13 protein-coding genes are annotated in these 15664 nt (G+C 74.0%); 6 read left to right on the plus strand and 7 right to left on the minus strand.

Annotation, left to right across the window (positions count from 1 at the left end):
- Nucleotides 1-4 precede the first annotated feature (4 nt).
- Complete coding sequence (locus ABD844_RS07550; RefSeq protein WP_344874358.1) at nt 5-1948, plus strand: acetoacetate--CoA ligase; 1944 nt, start codon at nt 5-7, stop codon at nt 1946-1948.
- On the opposite strand, the gene ABD844_RS07555 is transcribed toward ABD844_RS07550, so the two are convergent.
- Nucleotides 1938-3596 carry an alcohol dehydrogenase catalytic domain-containing protein gene (locus tag ABD844_RS07555; RefSeq protein ID WP_344874360.1) on the minus strand — a complete coding sequence of 553 codons (1659 nt, stop codon included), beginning with the start codon at nt 3594-3596 and terminating at the stop codon, nt 1938-1940. The genes ABD844_RS07550 and ABD844_RS07555 overlap by 11 nt on opposite strands.
- Nucleotides 3597-3703: 107 nt before the next feature.
- Here ABD844_RS07555 and ABD844_RS07560 point away from each other — a divergent pair, with 107 nt between their 5' ends.
- The gene (locus ABD844_RS07560) at nt 3704-4663 is read left to right on the plus strand and encodes an AraC family transcriptional regulator (protein WP_344874362.1); all 960 of its coding nucleotides are present in this window, start codon (nt 3704-3706) and stop codon (nt 4661-4663) included.
- A gap of 9 nt (nt 4664-4672) precedes the next feature.
- On the opposite strand, the gene ABD844_RS07565 is transcribed toward ABD844_RS07560, so the two are convergent.
- Complete coding sequence (locus ABD844_RS07565; RefSeq protein WP_344874364.1) at nt 4673-5332, minus strand: response regulator transcription factor; 660 nt, start codon at nt 5330-5332, stop codon at nt 4673-4675.
- Nucleotides 5329-6603, minus strand: a complete 1275-nt coding sequence (locus tag ABD844_RS07570) for a sensor histidine kinase (protein WP_344874366.1) — start codon at nt 6601-6603, stop codon at nt 5329-5331. The genes ABD844_RS07565 and ABD844_RS07570 overlap by 4 nt, the downstream gene beginning before the upstream one ends.
- A gap of 137 nt (nt 6604-6740) precedes the next feature.
- Between ABD844_RS07570 and ABD844_RS07575 the strand changes: the two genes are divergently transcribed.
- From ABD844_RS07575 to ABD844_RS07585, 3 genes are read left to right on the plus strand one after another with little or no spacing between them, the layout of a single operon-like run.
- The gene (locus tag ABD844_RS07575) at nt 6741-7658 is read left to right on the plus strand and encodes an ABC transporter ATP-binding protein (protein WP_344874368.1); all 918 of its coding nucleotides are present in this window, start codon (nt 6741-6743) and stop codon (nt 7656-7658) included.
- Nucleotides 7655-9196: a DUF1349 domain-containing protein gene (locus tag ABD844_RS07580; protein WP_344874370.1), complete on the plus strand. Its 1542-nt coding sequence runs from the start codon at nt 7655-7657 to the stop codon at nt 9194-9196. The genes ABD844_RS07575 and ABD844_RS07580 overlap by 4 nt, the downstream gene beginning before the upstream one ends.
- Complete coding sequence (locus ABD844_RS07585; protein ID WP_344874372.1) at nt 9193-9969, plus strand: ABC transporter permease; 777 nt, start codon at nt 9193-9195, stop codon at nt 9967-9969. The genes ABD844_RS07580 and ABD844_RS07585 overlap by 4 nt, the downstream gene beginning before the upstream one ends.
- 108 nt (nt 9970-10077) lie before the next feature.
- Here ABD844_RS07585 and ABD844_RS07590 read toward each other — a convergent pair whose 3' ends face one another.
- Nucleotides 10078-10722, minus strand: coding sequence for a GNAT family N-acetyltransferase (locus ABD844_RS07590; protein ID WP_344874374.1), 645 nt, complete (start codon nt 10720-10722; stop codon nt 10078-10080).
- A 154-nt stretch (nt 10723-10876) separates the two neighbouring features.
- Here ABD844_RS07590 and ABD844_RS07595 point away from each other — a divergent pair, with 154 nt between their 5' ends.
- Entirely contained in the window at nt 10877-11677 is an 801-nt protein-coding gene (locus ABD844_RS07595) for a L,D-transpeptidase family protein (protein ID WP_344874376.1), read from the plus strand.
- 1 nt (nt 11678) lies between these two features.
- On the opposite strand, the gene ABD844_RS07600 is transcribed toward ABD844_RS07595, so the two are convergent.
- The 3 genes from ABD844_RS07600 to ABD844_RS07610 form a co-directional block, all read right to left on the minus strand.
- Nucleotides 11679-12992 carry an FAD-binding oxidoreductase gene (locus ABD844_RS07600; protein WP_344874378.1) on the minus strand — a complete coding sequence of 438 codons (1314 nt, stop codon included), beginning with the start codon at nt 12990-12992 and terminating at the stop codon, nt 11679-11681.
- A 118-nt stretch (nt 12993-13110) separates the two neighbouring features.
- Nucleotides 13111-14736: an NADH-ubiquinone oxidoreductase-F iron-sulfur binding region domain-containing protein gene (locus tag ABD844_RS07605; RefSeq protein ID WP_425568517.1), complete on the minus strand. Its 1626-nt coding sequence runs from the start codon at nt 14734-14736 to the stop codon at nt 13111-13113.
- 46 nt (nt 14737-14782) lie between these two features.
- Nucleotides 14783-15634 (minus strand): ferric reductase-like transmembrane domain-containing protein, encoded by an 852-nt coding sequence (locus ABD844_RS07610; protein WP_344874380.1) that lies wholly within the window; start codon nt 15632-15634, stop codon nt 14783-14785.
- Nucleotides 15635-15664 lie beyond the last annotated feature (30 nt).

A 15664-nucleotide genomic window follows, 5' to 3' on the forward strand; every position in this document is an offset into this window, starting at 1 on the left:
GCACATGGTTGCTGAGGGCGAGCTTCTCTGGGAGCCGGGCGTAGAGACCGTCGAGTCGGCCAGGCTGACCCACTACCTGCGCTGGCTGGGCCGCTCCACCGGCTACGACGACGCCTGGCGGTGGTCGGTCGACCAGCCGGCGGAGTTCTGGACGTCGATCTGGGACTACTTCGACGTGCTTGGAGACCGGGGCGACGGGCCCGTGCTGTCGGGGACGATGCCCGGCGCCACCTGGTTCGCCGGCGGCGCGCTCAACTACGCAGAGAACGCGTTGCGGCGCACCGAGGGCACGGCCCTGGTCTTCGTCTCCGAGGACGGCGGCCGTCAGGAGCTGAGCTGGGCCGAGCTGCGCTCCGAGGTCGCCCGCGTGCGCGCCGGGTTGCGCCGGCTCGGCGTCGGGCGCGGCGACCGGGTCGCCGGCTACCTGCCCAACGTCCCGCAGGCCGTGATCGCCTGCCTGGCCACGGCCTCGCTGGGCGCGATCTGGTCGGCCGGCTCGCCCGACTTCGGGGTGCCGAGCATCGTCGACCGGTTCAGGCAGATCGCGCCCAAGGTGCTCATCGCCGTCGACGGCTACCGTTACAACGGCAAGACCTACGACCGGTCGGCCGCCGTCAACGAGATCGCCGCCGAGCTGCCCTCGCTGCGCGCCACTGTGTGGATCCCGTACCTGGGGGAGGGGCCCGGTGAGATCCCGCCCGGTGAGATCCCCCACGGTGAGATCCCGCACGGTGAGGTGATCGGCTGGGAGGCGCTGCGGGCCGAGGAGGGGCCGCTGGAGTTCGAGCGGGTGCCCTTCGACCACCCGCTGTGGATCCTCTACTCCAGCGGCACGACGGGGCTGCCCAAGCCGATCGTGCACGGGCACGGCGGCGTGGTGCTCGAACATCTCAAGTCGCTCGCCTTCCACCAGGACCTGGGCGAGGGCGATGTGTTCTTCTGGTACACCACCACGGGCTGGATGATGTGGAACTACCTCATCGGCGCCCTGCTGGTGGGCGCCACCCCCGTGCTGTACGACGGCTCGGCCACCCACCCCTCGCCCGCCGCGCTGTGGGAGATCGCGGCCAAGGAGGGCGTGACGTACTTCGGGGTGGGGGCGCCGTACATCATGGCGTCGTCGAAGGCGGGCGTCCATCCCGCGGGGCTCGACCGGCTGCGCGGGGTCGGCTCGACCGGGTCGCCGCTGCCGCCCGAGGGGTTCGCCTGGGTGGCCGCCGAGCTGCCGGGGATCCCGCTCGGGTCGTTCTCCGGCGGCACCGACGTGTGCACGGGGTTCGTAGGGGCCACCATGCTCCATCCGATCCGGGCGGGGATCATCCCGTGCCGGTCGCTGGGGGCGAAGGTGGAGTCGTACGATCCGGCGGGCAAGCCGGTCGTCGGCGAGGTGGGGGAGCTGGTCGTCACCGAGCCGATGCCGTCGATGCCGGTCATGTTCTGGAACGACCCCGACGGCGCGCGCTACACCGAGAGCTACTTCGACGTCTACCCCGGCGTGTGGCGGCACGGCGACTGGATCAAGATCAACGAGGACGGGAGCTGCGTGATCTACGGCCGCTCCGACTCCACGCTCAACCGGGGCGGCGTCCGGATGGGCACCAGCGAGTTCTACCGGGTCGTCGAACGCTTCGAGCAGATCGCCGACAGCCTCGTCATCGACACCGGGCAACTCGGGCAGGAGGGGCGGCTGCTGCTGTACGTGACCCTCGCCGAGGGCGCCGAGCTGACCGAGCCGCTGGAGCGGGCGCTGCGCGACGCCCTGCGCAAGGAGCTGTCGCCCCGCCACGTCCCCAACGAGATCCGGGCCGTGCCGGGCATCCCGCGTACGCTCTCCGGCAAGAAGCTGGAGGTCCCCGTACGCAAGATCCTGCTCGGCACGCCCGTGGCGGAGGCGGCCAACCTCGACGCCATGGCCAACCCCGAGGTGCTGCGCCACTTCACGCCCTGAGCGTGATCTTCCCCCGGGTTCGCCCCGCCTCGGCCCGCCGGTGGACGCGGGGCAGCTCCGACAGCGGGTGCGTCTCGGCCACCTCGACCAGCAGCCTGCCCTCGTCGATCAGCGCCGCGATGCGGGCCAGTTGTCCAGGGTCGTCGCGGGCCACGAAGTGCGTGCCGCCCTCGATCGGGGTGGCGACCGAGACCGTCGTCCCGGCCAGACCGGCCAGGTCGCGGGCGGTGTCGCCGGGGAGCCCGACCAGGTTCAGCAGCACGTCCATGTCGCGGGGGAGCGGCTCGGCGGTGTAGTCGACCACCGCGTCGGCGCCGAGCCGTCGTACGGCGTCGGCGCTGCGCGGGCTCGCCGTGGCGGTCACGTGCGCACTGGCCAGCTTGGCGAACTGCACGGCGAACAGCCCCACGCCGCCGCCCGCGCCGTTGACCAGCACGCGCTGCCCGGGAGCGACGCGGGCGTGCTCGTGGACGGCCTGCCAGGCGGTGAGCCCGGCCACGGGCACGGCGGCGGCGTCCGCGAGCGGGATGCTCCGGGGCGCGCTGACCAGGGCGGACGCCGGGGCGATCGCGTACTCGGCGGCCGCCCCGCTTGTCATGCCGAACACGCGGTCTCCTGGCGCCAGACCGGTGACGTCCTGGCCGGTCTCGACGACCGTGCCGGAGACGTCCCAGCCGAGCGTGTGCGGCAGGGTGGCCTGGAAGACCTCGGGCAGCAGCCCCGCGCGCAGGCCGATCTCGGAGGGGTTGAACGCGGTCGCGGCCACCTCGACCAGCACCTCTCCGGGGCCCGGCCGGGGCACGGGCACCTCGTCGAGCCGGATCACCGAGGCGTCGCCGAACGCGTGGATCCGAGCCGCCCGCATCCTGCCCACCGCGTACGGGACGCGGAAGGCGTCGGCGTGCTCCGCCACCCACGTGTGGAACGGCGTCGCCGGGGCCCCGGTGACCTCCTCGACCGTCGAGGTGACCGGCACCGGCTCGCTCACCAGCGCCGCCTGCGCCGCCAGCACCTCCGCCACCGCCTCGGCGGGCCACCCCTCGGCCGCCAGCCCGGCGCGGGCCTCCTCCAAAGGAACCTCCACCCAGCGGGCCGGGATCCCGGTGACCTCGGAGACGATCCGCACCTGGTCCGCCTGGGAGATCGTCTCGGGCCCCGTCAGATGGTGGGCCAGGCCGTGGTGCCCCTCGTCCAGCAGCGCGCGTACGGCCACGGCGGCGAGGTCCCGCTCGTGCACCGGCGGCATGGCGGCCGCCCCGTACGCTCCGCGCACCGCCCCGGCCCGCACCTGCCGGGCCCACCGCAGCGCGTTGGCCGCGAAGGCGTGCGGACGCAGGAACGTCCACTCCACGGCGCTCTCCTCGATCAGCCGCTCGATCTCGCGCTCGTGCCCGCGCCGCGCGGCGGAGGACAGGTAGACCACCCGCCGCCCGGCCAGAGCCGCCACCACCGCCCGCGCGCCCTCGGCCGTCGCGAACGGCCACACCAGCAGGGCCGCCGTCACCCCGTCCAGCGGCAGCGACCCCGGGTCACGCAGGTCGCCCGTGCTCCTGCTCAGCGCCACGACCTCGGCCCCGGCCTCCCGCAGCAACGCCACCGCGTGCCGCCCGACCGTGCCGGTCGCCCCGCTCACCAGAACTCGTCCCATCCCGGCTCTCCTTTCGTCGGTTGAAACCGTAGGAGTTCGGAATGAGATGGCCAATGCGTGGAAATCTTCCATTCATACGCCAACGTCTTCTTGGCTAGAGTTCCGGTATGGACGTACTCAGCGATGTGATCGCCGTGATGCGCACAGGGCGGCCCCGTTCCGCCCGGGTCGAGTGGCGCGCGCCCTGGGGGCAGCGGTTCCCCGCGGCACCCGGCTCGGCCGGGTTCCAGGTGCTCCTGCGGGGGTCGTGCTGGCTGCTGCCGCCGCAAGGCACGCCGACCGCGTTGTCCGCGGGTGACGTGGTCTTCTTCCCGCACGGGCACGGCTACGCGCTGGCCGACCACCCGGCCACGCCGGTGGCCGAGCCGGAGTGCGACCCGGCCGACCACGCCGACCTGTTCGCCTCCGCCTCGGTCGGCGGCGAGGGCCCGGCCACGGTGCTGCTGTGCGGCGGATACCGGCTCGACCCGAGCCGGGCGCACCCGCTGCTGCGCGACCTGCCCGAGCTGATCCACCTGCCCGCGGGGCCCGGCCTGCACCCCGAGGTGCGCGCCGCCGTCGACCTCCTGGGCGCCGAGATCGCCCAGCCGGGGCTGGGCGCCGACACGGTCGTGTCGTCCCTGCTCGACACGTTGCTGCTGTACATCCTGCGAAGCTGGCTGAGGGCCGCGCACGGCCGCTGCGAGGTGTCCGGCTGGGCCGCGGCGCTGGCCGACCCCGAGATCAGCGCGGCGCTCGACGCCATGCACCGCGACCCGTCCCACCCGTGGTCCGTGGCCGACCTGGGCGCGCGGGTGGGGCTGTCGCGGGCGGCGTTCGCGCGCCGGTTCGCCGCTCTGGTGGGGCAGCCGCCGCTGGCGTACCTCACCTGGTGGCGGCTGGCCGGCGCGGGGCGGCTGCTGCGCGACACCGACGCGCCGCTGAGCGAGATCGCCGCCCGGGTGGGCTACGGGTCGGAGTTCGCCTTCGCCAACGCGTTCAAGCGGCAGTACGGCCTGGCCCCTGGCAGATACCGCCGCGACGGGTGCCAGGCGGCGCCCCTTCCCCGGCCGGCCGCCGGGGGGTGAGCGATCCGCTCAGCCGCGCTCGCCGGGCACGACCAGCCCCGACTCGTACGCGGCCACCACGGCCTGGGTGCGGTCACGCAGGCCCAGCTTGTTCAGCACCCGGCTCACGTGGGTCTTGACCGTCTCCTCCGTGACCAGCAGCCGGGCGGCGATCTCGGGGTTCGACAGGCCCTCGGCGACCAGCCGCAGCACCTGCGTCTCGCGCGGGGTGAGCGCGGCCAGCGGCGTGGCCGCAGCCCGCGACCTCGGCGTGAGCCGGGCGAACTCGCTGATGAGGCGGCGGGTGACGGCCGGGGCCAGCAGCGCCTCCCCGGCGGCGACCACGCGCACGGCGTCGAAGAGGCGCTCGGCGGTGACGTCTTTGAGCAGGAAGCCGCTGGCGCCGGCGCGCAGGGCGTCGTAGACGTACTCGTCGAGGTCGAACGTCGTCAGGATGAGCACCTTGGGCCCCTCGGCCCCCGCCAGCAGCCGGGTGGCCTCGATGCCGCTCATGACCGGCATGCGCACGTCCATGAGCACGACGTCGGGCGACACCTCGCGGCACACCCGGACGGCCGCGGCCCCGTCGGGCGCGGTGCCGGCCACCTCGAAGTCGGGCTGGGTGTCGAGCAGCTCGGCGAACCCGGTGCGCACGACCAGGTGGTCATCGGCGATGACGATCCGGATCACGCGGCGTCCCTCCCCGGCAGCGCGGCCTCGACCAGGAACCCGCCGCCGGGCGCGGGGCCCGTACGCAGCTCACCGCCGACCGCCGCGGCCCGCTCCCGCATCCCGGACAGCCCGTGCCCGGCTGCTCCAGGGCCGGGCCCAGGCCCGTTGTCGCGCACGCGCAGGCGCAGGTCGTCGCCGGTGTAGTCGAGCTCCACGTCGACCGCCGCGCCCGGCGCGTGCCGCCGCGCGTTGGTGAGCGCCTCCTGAACGATCCGGTACGCCGCCAGCTCCACCCCCGGATCGAGCTCCACGGGCTCGCCCCGCAGGATCAGCCGCGTGCCGCTCCCCGACGCCGCCCGCGACTCGTCGAGCAGCTCGTTCAGCTCGTCGAGGCGCAACCCCGGCTGGGGCCGCCAGGTGGTCTCCGTCTCGGCGTCCTCGCGCAGCACCCCGAGCAGCCGCCGCATCTCCGTCAGCGCCGACCTGGCGGTGTCGCCGATCGCCAGCAGCCGCTCGGCTCCCGCCGCGGGCATGCCGGGCACGGCCAGCCTGGCCGTCTCGGCCTGCACGGCGACCATGGAGATGTGGTGGGCCACCACGTCGTGCAGCTCGCGGGCGATGCGCGCCCGCTCACCCCGGGCGGTGTGCTCCATCAGGCTGTCGGCGACGACCTGGCGGGCCGCCGTGTCGGCCCTGGCCCGGGTGCGCTCGCCGCGGGCGAGCCCGGCCAGCGCCGCCGCGGGGACCAGGCAGCCCAGCAGCAGCGCGAGCAGGCGTACGCCGTCCGCCCGGTCGGCCGCCTCCAGCGCCACGGCCAGCACCGGGAACGGCACGGTGATCAGCACCGCCCGCCACAGCGGGCCGCCGAGCCGGTAACCCGCGACGAGCTGCGCGGCCAGCCCGGCGAACGTGAAGGTGCCGAAGGCCCCGACCGACAGCAGGCTCGCCCCCATGACCAGCGCCCCGGCCACCGCCGGTCGGCCCCACAGCAGGCCCAGCGGCAGCGTGGTGGCCAGCGCGAGCAGCGCGAAGATCACGAAGTCTGGGGCCGCTCCGGTCGCGTCCGGCCCGGCGGGCGGCTCCACCCGCGCTCCCACCGGCACTTCCACTGGCACTCCTGCCTGCGTGCCGATCGGCGTTCCCATCGGCACCGCCACGGTCTCCGACAGGGACCATCCCGGCGCGTGCCGGGCCCGCACGATCGCCTCGGCCACCGCGAGCAGCGACAACAGCGCGACGGCCGCGTACGGGGCCGCCCGGACCCAGCGCCGGTCGTACGCTCGCTCCACGAACCCCATTGTTTCCCGCCATCCCCCTGTCAGGCATCCCCCGTACGAGGGACGGGCCCTGGCTGCCGCGAGCGACCCCCGGGATCGCTCCCCGGCGTGACGACTCGGCCCGGGTCCGCTGCCTAGTCTGCCTGGACATGGAAGCAACCATCGAAGTCAGCGGCCTGCGCAAGCGGTTCGGCCGGACGACGGCGCTGGACGGGATGACGTTCGAGGTGCGGCCCGGCCGGGTGACCGGCTTCGTGGGGCCGAACGGCGCGGGCAAGTCCACGACGATGCGGGTCGTGCTCGGCCTCGACGCGCCCGACGAGGGGCACGCGCTGGTGGGCGGGCGGCCGTACCGGAGCCTGCGCCCCCCGTTGAGCCACGTCGGCGCGCTGCTCGACGCGGCGGCGCTGCAGCCGAGCCGCAGCGGGCGCAACCACCTGCTGTGGCTGGCCCACTCCCAGGGGTTCGGCGCGCGGCGGGTGGACGAGGTGGTCGAGCAGGTCGGGCTGGGCCCGGCCGCTCGGCGCAGGGCGGGCGGCTACTCGCTGGGCATGCGCCAGCGGCTCGGGATCGCCGCCGCGCTGCTGGGCGACCCGCCGGTGCTCATGCTGGACGAGCCGTTCAACGGGCTCGACCCCGAGGGCATGGTGTGGATCCGCGGGCTGCTGCGCTCGCTGGCCGGGGAAGGGCGGGCCGTGCTGGTCTCCAGCCACCTGATGAGCGAGTTGCAGGACACCGCCGGCCACCTCGTGGTGGTGGGCCGGGGCCGGGTGATGGCGGACGTCGGCGTGGCCGAGCTGATCGCCTCGGCCTCCCGCGACCGGGTGACACTGCGTACGCAGGCGCGCTCGCACGCCATGACGGTGCTGGCCGGCGCCGGGGCCACGGTGGCGGCGGGCGAGCAGGACTCGCTCGTCGTGTCCGGGCTGCCGTCCGAGGAGATCGTGCGGCTGCTCGGGGCGCGCTCGGTGCCCTTCTCCGAGGTCAGCGCGCACCGGGCGACGCTGGAGGAGGCGTACATGGAGCTGACCAGGGACGCGGTGGAGTTCAGGGGGGCGGCGCGATGACCGGCGGGCGCGACGGCTTTCCCCAGTTGGTACGCGCGGAGTGGACCAAGCTCAGGACCGTACGCGGCTGGGTGGCGGGCCTGGTGGCGGCCGCACTGGCCATCGTGCTGTTCGGCCTGCTCTCCGCCACGGCCAGCCACTCCTCGTGCAGTGAGGGCCCGGTCGAGGTGCCCTGCCCCACGCCCCCGCTGGGGCCGGGCGGCGTGGCGGTCGAGGACCGGTTCTACTTCGTCAGCCAGGAGCTGGACGGCGACGGCGCCATCACCGCCCGCGTCACGTCCATGAGCGGCCAGATCCGCCTGCCCGACGTCACCCCCGGCGTCAGGAACGTCGTCCCCGGCGTCGTGCCGTGGGCCAAGGCGGGCGTCATGGTCAAGGCCGGCGCCGAGCAGGGGGCCTCGTACGCGGCGGTGATGGTCACCGGCGACCACGGAGTGCGCATGCAGCACGACTTCACCGAGGACGTGGCCGGATCGCCAGGGGGAGTGTCCCCGGCGGAGCCGCGCTGGCTGCGCCTGACCCGCGCCGGCGACACGCTCACCGGCGAGGAGTCGCGCGACGGGAAGCGGTGGACCGGGGTCGGCACCGCCCACCTGGCCGGGCTGCCCGCGCGCGTGCGCATCGGCCTGTTCGCCGCCTCGCCCGGCGACGTGACCCTGGTCAGGAACACGCTCGGCGGGTCCGCCTCGGCCTCCCGCTTCACCGAGATGACCGCGGTCATGGACGAGGTCGCCGTACGGGGCGCGACCGCAGGCGGCGACTGGCGGCGCGACGACGTCGGCGTGTCCCTGAAGCTCGACGGCACCCCGCACCACCCCGGCGGCCTCGTGCGGAACGGCGGCACGTTCACCGTCACCGGCACCGGCGACATCGCGCCCGACAGCCATCAGGGCACCGTCGAACGCACGCTGGCCGGCGCGCTGGTCGCGCTCATCGTGGTGATCGTGGTGGCGGTGCTGTTCGTCACGGCCGAGTACCGCAGGGGGCTGATCCGCACCACGCTGCTCGCCACACCCCGGCGCGGGCGGGTGCTGGCGGCCAAGGCCGTGGTGGTGGGCGTGGCCACGTTCGTCCCGGCGCTGGTGGCCGCGGCGGTGACGCTGCCGATCGGCCGGGACGTCCTGAGCGGCAACGGGATCTTCACCCTGCCGGTCGGGACGCTCACCGAGCTGCGGGTGATCGCGGGTGTCGCGGGGCTGCTCGCCGTGGCCGCGGTGTTCGCGCTCGCGCTGGGCGCGCTCTTCCGGCGCAGCGCGACGGCGCTCATCGTGGCGATCGTGGCGCTGGTGGTGCCGTACGTGCTGGCGACCGCGTCCATCCTGCCCGACGAGGCGGCGCGGTGGCTGCTGCGGCTCACCCCGGCCGCGGGGTTCGCGATCCAGCAGAGCGTGCCCGCGTACGAGCAGGTGATCTCGCACTATGCGCCGGCCTCCGGCTACTTCCCGCTGCCGCCGTGGGGCGGGTTCGCCGTGACCTGCGCGTACGCGGCCCTGGCCCTCGGCCTGGCCGTGCGCCGGCTGAACAGGGAGGACGTGTGAGGCGGGAACTGCGCGCGGAGTGGACGAAGCTGCGCACGGCGTCCGGGCCCGGCCCGCTGCTGCTCGGGGCCGTGGTGCTGACCGTGCTGGGCAGCGCGCTCGCGGCCTGGGCCATCCGCTGCCCGGCGGCCGGCTGCGGCGAGGACGCCACCAGGACCGGCCTCTTCGGGGTGCACCTCGGCCAAGGGCTGATCGCGCTGCTGGCCGTGGTGGCGGTCTGCGGGGAGTACGGCACGGGGATGATCCGTACCAGCCTGACCGCGACGCCGCGCCGGATCACCCTGCTGGTCGCCAAGGCGGGCCTGCTGGCCGGGCTGACCGCGGCGGCCGGGGCCGTGGCCGTGCTCGGATCGGTGCTGGCGGCGCGGATCCTGCTGCCGGGCAGCGGCTTCACACCGGAGCACGGCTATCCGCCGCTGTCGCTCACCGACGGGCCGACGCTGCGGGCGGCGGCCGGGTCGGTGCTCTACCTGGTGCTGGTCGCGCTGCTGAGCGTGGGCGTGGCCACCGCCGTACGCGACTCGGCGGTGGCGGCCGGCACCGTGCTCGGGCTGCTCCACCTCTTCCCCGCGGTCATCCTCATGGTCAGGGACGAGGACCTGCAACTGCTGCTGTGGCGGCTCTCGCCGGTGAACGCCGGGCTGGCCGTCCAGGCCACCACAAGCCTGCCCGCCATGCCGATCGGGCCGTGGGCGGGGCTGGGGGTGGTCGCGGGCTGGGCGGCGGCGGCCCTCACGACCGGCGCCCTGCTCCTGCGCCGACGCGACGCCTGACACCCCCGCTCACCCCTCCACGCCGAACCCCCTCTGGACCGAACCCCCGCCACGCCGCGCCCGTCCGCGCCAGCGCCCTTCCGCGCCAGACCTCTACAGGCCAGACCCCTACAGGCCGGACTTCTCCAGGCCGAACAGGGGCAGGCACCGGTCCAGACGGTGGATCTCGAAGCCGGGCAGCTCCCGCCAGTCCTCCCGGGCCAGGCGGAAGCGCCGGCTGACGGCCGGCTTCCCCTGGCGGTCGTGCAGGCTGAAGCCGTCGTCCCGGTAGCCGAGCTTGCGCGTCACGGCCAGCGAGGCGTGGTTGTCCTCGAACGCGCCCGTCGCCGCGTGCTGGGCGCCCAGGCCGGCGAAGGCGAGGTGCAGCACGGCCTGGCGCATCTCGGTGCCGATGCCCTGGCCCTGGAAGCGCCGGCCCAGCCAGGAGCCGGTCCTGACCTCGCGGGTGACCGGGAAGTTCGTGGCCATGATGCCCTGGGTGCCGACGACGGTGCCCTCGTACACGACGACGAAGTCGATCGACCAGTCGTCCGCGGTGAACGCGCCCCAGGAGCGGAAGTGGTACTGCACGGTGCTCCTGGCCCGCTCGGCGGGCTCCGCACCGGACCAGGGGACGTAGAACGGCATGAGCCCGGGGTCGTGGACGCCCTCGGCGGCGCGGTCCGCCAGCTCGTCGAGGTCGTCGAGGGTGGGATAGCGCACCTCGAGGCGCGGGGTCGTGACGGAGAGCTCGAAGAGCGGCCAGTTACGCATGCCGCCCTATGTTCCCAGGTGAGAGGAACGCACGCGATCCATTTTTGCCCGATTGGCGACCTTAAAGTGCATTTAACGGGATCCGGATATTAGCCGGGACTTTTGAATGACAAAACCATGAATTCTCGACTGTCGGGGTAGGCGTTGATTTGTGATGATAAAGCTGCAGAGAATCGCCGCTCTCGCCGTCGGCTGCGCCCTTCCCTTCGCTGCCGTGTCCCCCGTCGCCGCCAAAGCGCCGCCTCCTGGAGCGGACGCCGACACGACCGAGACGACGGACGCGGACGCGGACGCGGCTGACGCTGAGGCCGAGACCGAGACCGAGACCGAGGAGGACACGGCCGCGGATCTCGTGCTGCGGCCCGGCGACAGGGGTGCGGTGGTCAAAGCCCTGCAGCGGCGGCTGCACGCCGGGCACTACTACTACGGCAAGATCCACGGCGTGTACGACGAGCAGACCAAGTTCGCCGTCTGGGCCCTGCAGAAGAGCAGGCGGATGATCCCCAAGGGAGAGGTCGGCCCGAAGGTGTGGAAGGCGCTGGAGCGGCCCATGCGCCGACGCCCGCTGGTCCCCGGCGGCGCCGCCGACCGGGTCGAGATCAGCCTGCGCGAGCAGCTCCTGACCGTCTACCGCAAACGCAGGCCGGTGCTGTACTCGCACATCTCCACCGGTGCCGAGGTGCGTTACTGCGAGGGTGGCCGCTGCGGCACCGCCATCACCCCGGTCGGCGACTTCCGCGTGCAGAGCCGCGCGCCGGGCTGGACCACGGGGCGGCTCGGCTCGATGTTCAACTCGCTGTACTTCACCGGGGCGATCGCCATGCACGGCTCCACCAAGGTGCCGCTGCATCCGGCCTCGCACGGATGCGTACGCCTCCCGCTGGAGACCTCCAAGCGCCTGTACGAGATCGTGAAGGTCGGCGAGCCCGTCTACGTCCGGGGCCAGATCCGCTGAGCTACACGCCCTGCGGCAGCCGGAACAGGCGGCCAGGGTCGTAGGTGGACTTCACCTCGGCCAGCCGGGCGGCGTTCGCCCCGTAGTACGCACTCCGCCAATTCTTCAAATCCGCCTCGATATAGTTCACGTAACCATGATTCCCGAAATATCGGGACATGTTGGTGTGTAAATCCCGCAGCCAACTCCGGCTCGTGCCTTCCGCGTAATACTGCACGCTGAAAAGCGCGGCCCGATGCGGGAACGCCGTCGCCGTCGGCGCCACCCTGCCGATCGCCCCTCCCATGGCGTCCAGCAGCACCGAGTGCCCGCCGCTGCGCGCGACCCCGTTCACCAGCGCCCGCACGCCGTCCGCCGGCAGCTCGCGGTACGCCAGGTGCGACTTCGCCCCGAACGCCTCCCGCGGCATCCGCCGGCACCGGTCCACCGACATCGACGAGCACCCGCCCATGATCTTCATCGCGTCCAGATGGGACGTCGTGCGCACCGAGCGCGACGACGGCCGGCCGACGCGTTCGGCGAGCCGGTCCAGCAGCCGGTTCAGCGCCGAGGCCGGTCCTGTGTAGGCGCCGACGACCGCCACGTCCAGTCCGCGGGCCGAGCGCGTCAGGTGCAGCGCCGACCACAGCTCGTCCGGGGCCGACGGCGCCCACGACTGCCACGCCCGCACCGCCGCCCCCGCCTTCGACCACGGCCAGTGCAGGAAGAACACCGTCAGCCGGGAGGCGGCGAACGTCCGGAACGTGAAGGACACCGCCACGCCGAAGTTGCCGCCGCCACCGCCCCTGCAGGCCCAGTAGAGCCCAGCGTGGTGGTCGGCGTCGCAGGTCAGCACCCGTCCGTCGGCCGTGACCAGGCGTACGGACTCCAGGGCGTCGCACGTCAGCCCGTGCTTCCTGGACACCACGCCGATGCCGCCGCCGAGCGCGAGCCCCGCGATGCCGACGGTCGGGCAGGTGCCCGCGGGAATGCTCACCCCGCGCCGGGAGAGCCGGTCGTAGACGTCGATGAGCTTGGCGCCCGCGCCGACCGTGGCCTGGCCGTCGGCGTAGGAGACCGCGTTCATCCTGGACACGTCGATCACCAGCCCGGTGCCGGTCGACCAGCCCGCGTACGAGTGGCCCCCGGAGCGGCTGGTGACCGGTACGCCGTTGGCCCGAGCGAACCCCAGGCACGCCGACACGTCGCCCGCGCTCTCGCAGTACGCCACCGCCTGCGGCCTGACCTGGTCGTAGGCCGGGTTGAACAGGCGGCGGGCCGTGGTGTACCCGGCGTCGCCCGGCAGCACGAGCGTGCCCGCCAGCTCTCGGCGCAACCTGCCCCAGTCGGGCGGCGGCGCGCCCGACCCGGCGGCCAGGCCGAGCGACCCCGGAAGAGGACCGGAAAGAGACCCAGAAAGAGGCCCAGGAATATGCGTCACTTGTCGTCGTCGCTCAGCGGGCCGTCTCTCCCACTCCGGAGATCCGCGGGGCACCGCCGCCCACCCGGGTGAGCCGCGGCACGCTCTCCCCGCCGCGCCTGAGCACGCCGTTCTTGACCAGCCGCAACGGCGAGCCCACGGGTGCGGGCGCGTCACTCGTGGTCTGCGCCAGCCGCAGGGCCAGCGCCGGGCACATGTCCACCGCCCGCCGCGCCTCCCTGGCCATGAAGCCGGGGACCTTCCTGAACGACGGGAACCCGTAGTCGTCCAGGTCCACGAACTCCGGCAGCAGGTGCGCGCACAGCCCGTGCCCCTGGCAGCGGGACCAGTCGACCTCCAGCCGGTACTCGGGCTCGGCCGCGCGCTCGGGCATCGGCAGCACGCCGCGTACCGGCCGGCCGCAGGAGCCGTGCTCCAGGTGGGTGGCGATCTCGGTCTCGAACGCGTCCAGCGCCGACAGCACGAACCTGGCCGTGCCGTCGGGGTGGAAGCAGGCCCCACGGCGCTCGACGACGCGTACGGAGCGGCGTACCGCGTCGACCGAGCCCGTGCCCTCGGCCAGGGCGCAGATGGCGCGCGCCACGTCCGGCAGGCCGAGCCGGCAGGGGCCACACTGACCGGCCGACTCGGCCGCCAGGTACGAGGCCACCCTGGCGGCCTCGCCCAGCGGGCACGTGGACTCGCCGAGCGGCACGATGATCCCGGCGCCCAGCGTGGCTCCGGCCAGTTTCATGCCCTCGCGCGAGATCACCGCCGTCCGGACGGCCTCCGGCGACAGCCACGCGCCGTGGTAGCCGCCGACGAGCACCCCGTCGCCGGGCCCCGCCTCGCACAGCGCGAGGACGTCGGCCAGCGGGGTGCCGGTGGGCGTCTCGATGACCGCGCCGTGCGCCGCGCCGCCGCTGACGGTGAGCAGGATCGTGCCGGGCTCCTTGCCGGTGCCGACCTCGGCGTACTTCTCCGGGCCGTACTCGGCCAGGAGGGCGAACTGCGCGTACGTCTCCGTGTTGGACAGCAGGGTCGGCAGCCCGTCCACGCCGCTGACCGCGGCCCGCCGTTTCCTGCCCGGCGGGATGCCCTCCTCCCCGTTGACCGCGCGGACGAGCGCGCCGCCCTCGCCGGAGATGAACCGTTCCTCGACCCCGACCACCCGGATCGGGACGCGGCTCTCGGCGCCGCCCGAGACGTTGGCCGCCCGGCGCTCGGCCACGGCCGCGGCGACGGACGCCTCGGCGACCTCGCCGCCGGCCGTGGCGACGACCACCTCGCGGGCGCCCAGCGCCTCGGCCGCCAGCACCGCGCCGTCCAGCACCAGGTGCGGATTGCGGGTGAGCAGCATGGCGTCCTTGGAGCTGGCCGGCTCTCCCTCGGCGCCGTTGACCAGGACGACGCTCTCGCCTCCAGAACCGGCCGTGTCGGCCACGGCCCGCAGCTTGCGGGCGAACGGGAACGCCGCGCCGCCCCGTCCGCGCATGTCCACCTCGTTGGCGTACGAGATGAGCTCGCCCAGCTCCAGCGGCTCCATGACGCCGTGGAGCGTGCGGTGGGCGGGCAGGTCCAGGCGCCGGCAGTGGTCGAGCCCGGCGGTCAGCCGGGCCGGACCCATGCGGAGCACCCGTGGCACTCGAGCTGGAATCACACCTTCTCCTGGGGAACCGCGAGCTCCTGTGGGACGGGGGACGGGCTCATCCCGCCTCCCGGAATCTGCGCCGCGCCTCGGCGAGGCTCACGGGCGCGTCGACCCCGCCCGCGGCCCTCGCCCTGGCGGCACCGGCCGCCGCGGCTGCCGGTACGCGGACCTTGGCCGGGCGCTCCGCCGGTACGCCCACGGCGGCGGCGGACGTCACGGCGGGCCCCTCGACCCGGTCGAGCACGACGAGCGGCCGGCGCAGCGTGGCCAGCACGCGTACGACCAGCGCACCGCCCACCGCCGCCATGCAGGCCACGTAGGACCAGGCCACCCAACCGGCCGGCGGACGCCCGGCGGTCAGCCCGTGCATGATCGCGACCGGCCAGGCCACGTACGCGGCGGAATGCAGGATCCGCCAGAGCCACGGCCTGCTCCTGGTCGCGAACCGCCCCCTGACCATCCCCGTCGCCACGGCCACGACCATCAGGTCGAAGGCCAGGGCCCCGAGTCCCACGTAGATCCCGGCGACCGGCACGACCGCCGCGCCCGGCGGCACGTGCCCCAGACTGATCATGAGCGTGATGTGCGTGAGCAGGAACGCCAGCCCGACGAGCGCGGTGGCCCGGTGCGCGAACTGGGCCCTGACCCGGTTGGCCGGCGACAGGAAGACGCGTTCGGTGGTGAGCAGGCCGAGCGCGACGGTCGCGGTCAGCAGCACCAGGGCGAACACGCCCGCGTAGAACTCGAGGAAGCCGATCCCTTGGCCGAGCAGCGCGATCCCGCGTTCCGTCCTGGTCAGCGCGAAGGCCGACAGCAGGACGGCCGCGACGGAGGCGCTCGCCCCCAGCCGGACGTTCCTGGTGTCCAGCAGGGCGGGGGCGTGCCTGGGGTGTCGTCTGTGGAGCATGTGTTTCCCTCCAAGGTCGGGTGAGGGTGC

Origin of the sequence: Nonomuraea antimicrobica (genome assembly GCF_039536965.1) — a bacterium.
Classification (GTDB): domain Bacteria; phylum Actinomycetota; class Actinomycetes; order Streptosporangiales; family Streptosporangiaceae; genus Nonomuraea; species Nonomuraea antimicrobica.